2 protein-coding genes are annotated in these 3,806 nt (G+C 34.8%); both read right to left on the bottom strand.

What is annotated here, in order from left to right; genetic code table 11:
* Positions 1–152 precede the first annotated feature (152 nt).
* The gene (locus tag BM141_RS22160) at positions 153–2,960 is read right to left on the bottom strand and encodes a M56 family metallopeptidase (protein WP_091549616.1); all 2,808 of its coding nucleotides are present in this window, start codon (positions 2,958–2,960) and stop codon (positions 153–155) included.
* A gap of 81 nt (positions 2,961–3,041) precedes the next feature.
* The gene (locus BM141_RS22155; RefSeq protein WP_091549615.1) at positions 3,042–3,419 is read right to left on the bottom strand and encodes a BlaI/MecI/CopY family transcriptional regulator; all 378 of its coding nucleotides are present in this window, start codon (positions 3,417–3,419) and stop codon (positions 3,042–3,044) included.
* Positions 3,420–3,806: the final 387 nt, after the last annotated feature.

Here is a 3,806-nt window from a genome sequence, read left to right as displayed (position 1 = left end):
CACCCTAATATACCTTATCTCCTCCTACCTTGATTTTGGGTCTGCAAAGGTCTGAACTATTTCCCTAACCTCCAAATAAATTAATAAAAAAAATTTCCAAAATCTAAAAGATTAAGGAAATTACAAATAGTAAATAATTGTTATTCAATTGTTTATTCTAATATGACCTTGTGCTGGCTTACTTTATTCCCTCGTTTGATGGTGATAATATAACTCCCCGCTGGCATATTGGCTCTGCCCCAAAAAATATCGTATTGCCCTTTGTTAAGATTGCTCCCATCACTAATAGTAGCAACTTTATGCCCTTTGACATCATACGCGTCTATCCAAACAGGCTCGTTTTTATCCATCATAAAGCGAATATTGACAGAGCCTTTTGTAGGATTAGGATATACTATAACCTCTGTATATCTATTCAACTCTTCTAATTCTGTAACCCTAATGCCTTTGGCAATGTCTCCTGAATTTGACCCACTTCTAGTTCCTGTTGTATGAATGATTATCACGCCATTTTTTCCCTCTACTCCATAAATTGTATTTGCAGATTCCCCTTTTAATATATTAATTGAAACAATATCGCTAGTATTTATACTTTTCAATATCTCTGTACCCTTTTCTCTATCTATCATCTCGCCATCAATAACAAACAAGGGTTTATGTGAAGAATTGGCAGGATTTAGCATACGCAAGGTAAAATTCTGAGATTGAGGCATAGTTTCCTCTTTCTGAACATTGATATTATCAGAAGTGTCGCTTTTCTTCTTTTTCCCTTTTTTCGTTTTTATAACAATAACCCCATTTTTGCCTTTTTCACTATATAGTTCAGTGCCCTTTTTGCCTTTTAAAACTTCTATGGAAGCTATTTCATTAGGATTGAGTATTTCAAGAATTTTTTTACTCGCCTTACTTTGAGGTACTTCTTCTCCATCTATAATATATAAAGGAGATTTTTCATTTAGTTCCCAACCATTTACAATTGTATAATTAGCATCACCCAGTATAATTCCATTTTTTTCTGCTTGCCATTTCCATCGCTTTTTAATAGAATCAGGAAGGGCATTGTAACCTTCTATATTTTTAATATTATCTATATTTACCTTGAAATTTGGACTAAGATAGATGTAGCCCTTACTTTTCCCTAATTTCAATTCACTTCCCTCGCCATTCATCACTACAAGGGGTTGTTTTTCATTATATTTATATAGATAGGTTTTCCCTCCCTTTGGCAAGGTTTTGCCAATAGAATCTGCACTGAGCCAAAATTTTTTATCTATGGGATTGTTGGTTGAAATAAAGTCTTTCAAAAAATCTGAATAGTTATAGATTTGGAAATCTTCTCCTTGTTTTAGTTTTCTCAGGTGCTTAAAAATACTGTCTGTAGGGAGATACATGAACTCTTTGTATCTTTTAAGATTATTGACTAACAGGAGTCTATCTTCACCATTAGGATAATGTAACCATATTTTCCCAAGACTATCTACCTGTCCCTTTATCATCTTTTTCAAAGCTGGGACAGCAGTGAGGTTATTGCCATCATGCAACCAAGACCATGAAGTATTCAAACTATCAAAACCTTTAATTTTATAGGTACAGACCCCATTTTTACTTTCAATGGTATCTATTTCAAATTTGTCAAAAGGGATATTTAGATTATACATAGCAGGGCTAAGTAGCAAAAAGCCCTTACCTAAAGTATCTCCTTTTACACTTAAAAATACGTTCCCATTAGCTTTATCAGTGCTATCTATCTGGATTACAATACTTTTTTGGTTATCTCTTGCTTTTTTTGTAGTATCTGCAAAAAATGATTGAGTGGTTGAGAGTAGTTTATTTTCTTTTTCAGCTTGCTTTTCCTCTCTTTCAAAACGTTTTACCAAGAACTCTAAGGGTGTTTTTTCTAATTTTTCTACTAAAAAAGTAGTGGCTTCGGTCTTGGTTACAAGTAATAATACGCTCATTATCACTATCATTGAGGCGGTTAGCTTAGGAGAAATGGTATGCTGTCTTGCCCAACGGCTTGCTAAGTTGGCATTGCGGGCTATGCGGCTTACCCTTTGCAAGAGGCTCCCATTTTTGCCTGTAATAGCCAAAGCAGGGGTTAATGTATTGATTTTCAAGGTAGCTAAGTTTGTTAATGCTTTAATATAAGTCAAAGAATCTCCTGTAACTGCTATAGCAATGTCGTCACAGCAGTTTTCTCTTTCATTTTCAATGTGTTTGGAAATGTACCAAACTGCGGGGTGATAGAAAAAAAGGATTTCTACGATAGACTGCACTATATTGATAATAAAGTCATTGCGGCGAATATGCGCCAGTTCATGGGCTAAAATACTTTCAATTTCGTGAGGAGGCAAGGCGGTAAACATTCCTAATGGAAAGAGAATCACAGGTTTAAGCCAACCCACTACGGTAGGGACTTGTACCAAAGCGGATTCTACTAATTTAATTTGACGATGGATATTGATTTTTTCTGCGATTGTGCGAAGCCTTCCCTCCCACTCGATTGAAGTTGGTTTTGTCTTATAAGTTTTTAATTGGTGTATATACAATAAGTTGATTAAAAAACGAATAGAAAGAAAAATAACCCCCACGAGCCATAGCAAAGAAAGTTCATAGGAATATGTGTTAGCCATGCTAATTCCTATACTGATATAATCTTCCCAAGTTTTTTCGGTTTCATGGAAAGTAGGGAAGTAGGTCCAATCTATTTCTTCGGATAAATCCGAAGGTACGACTTGCTTGTGTGGCTGATAAATGGTAAAAAAAGTAATGACTGCCATGAGCAAAATAGAAAATAAGGCAGCAAGGGAAAGCAAATAGCGTTGATTTGCTTGGGTGTTTTTCATTATCTTTAATAAAAGTATCAATACTGCCACAATGATAGAGGCTTGCCAAAGCGAGTGCAGGATAGTCCAGCCAAGTGCCTCAGCAACATTTGAAGGAATAATTAGTGTTTCCATAAAGTTTAAGATGTTAAGTGTTTTGCCCTACCCAAACCGTAGCGACGGTCGCCCTCCCCAAAGGAGAGGGTTTCAATAGGTTTATTTTTTGTTTTCCATTTCTTCTATTAGTTTCTTGATTTCAGCGAGTTCTTCGGGTGTTGTTTTCTGATTGCCAAGAGCTTGCATGACCATTTTCATAGCAGAGCCTTTGAAAACTGAATCCATAAAGCGTTCTAATAGTTGCTTTTGGGTATCTTCTTCTTTAACTACTGCGCTGTAAATGTGAGTTTTAGCGGAGTCATCTCTGCCTATCAAGCCTTTTTCGTGCATGATTTGCATGATTTTGAGGGTAGTGGTATAGCCTACTTCCCCTTCCCTACTCTGGTTAAGGATTTCGTTTACTTCCCTGACGGTGCAACTTCCCTTTTGCCAAAGGATTTGCAAAATTTCTAACTCGGAGTCTGTGGGTTTTGTCATTTTTATTTATTGTTTAGACTGTTGAATTATTGAATTGTTTTATTGTTCTTTTATTCCAGATTTTTAATCTAATGATTTGATTTCAGATTAAAATAAAGGTTTTAGATTTTTAACTACGATTTATTTCGTACAAAGATATACAAGAGATTTCGTAAATGCAAATTTTATCTACGATTTTTTTCGTATATAAATAATTTTATTCAGAAATAAGTATCTTGCAAAAAATTACATACATATTTCATACAGATAGTAAATAAAAATTTATACATAAAATATTGAAAATGAAGAAAATAACTTTTTTATTTCTTTGCTTCTGCCTTGTCAGATTTTTGCAGGGGCAGCCTATATCACTACACCCACAGCAACCTCATATCTTTGTTTACAAAG

It is taken from the genome of Thermoflexibacter ruber (genome assembly GCF_900113045.1).
Classification (GTDB): domain Bacteria; phylum Bacteroidota; class Bacteroidia; order Cytophagales; family Thermoflexibacteraceae; genus Thermoflexibacter; species Thermoflexibacter ruber.
The sequence above is the reverse complement of the archived record's forward strand: the minus strand, read 5'-3'. Positions and strand labels throughout refer to the sequence as shown.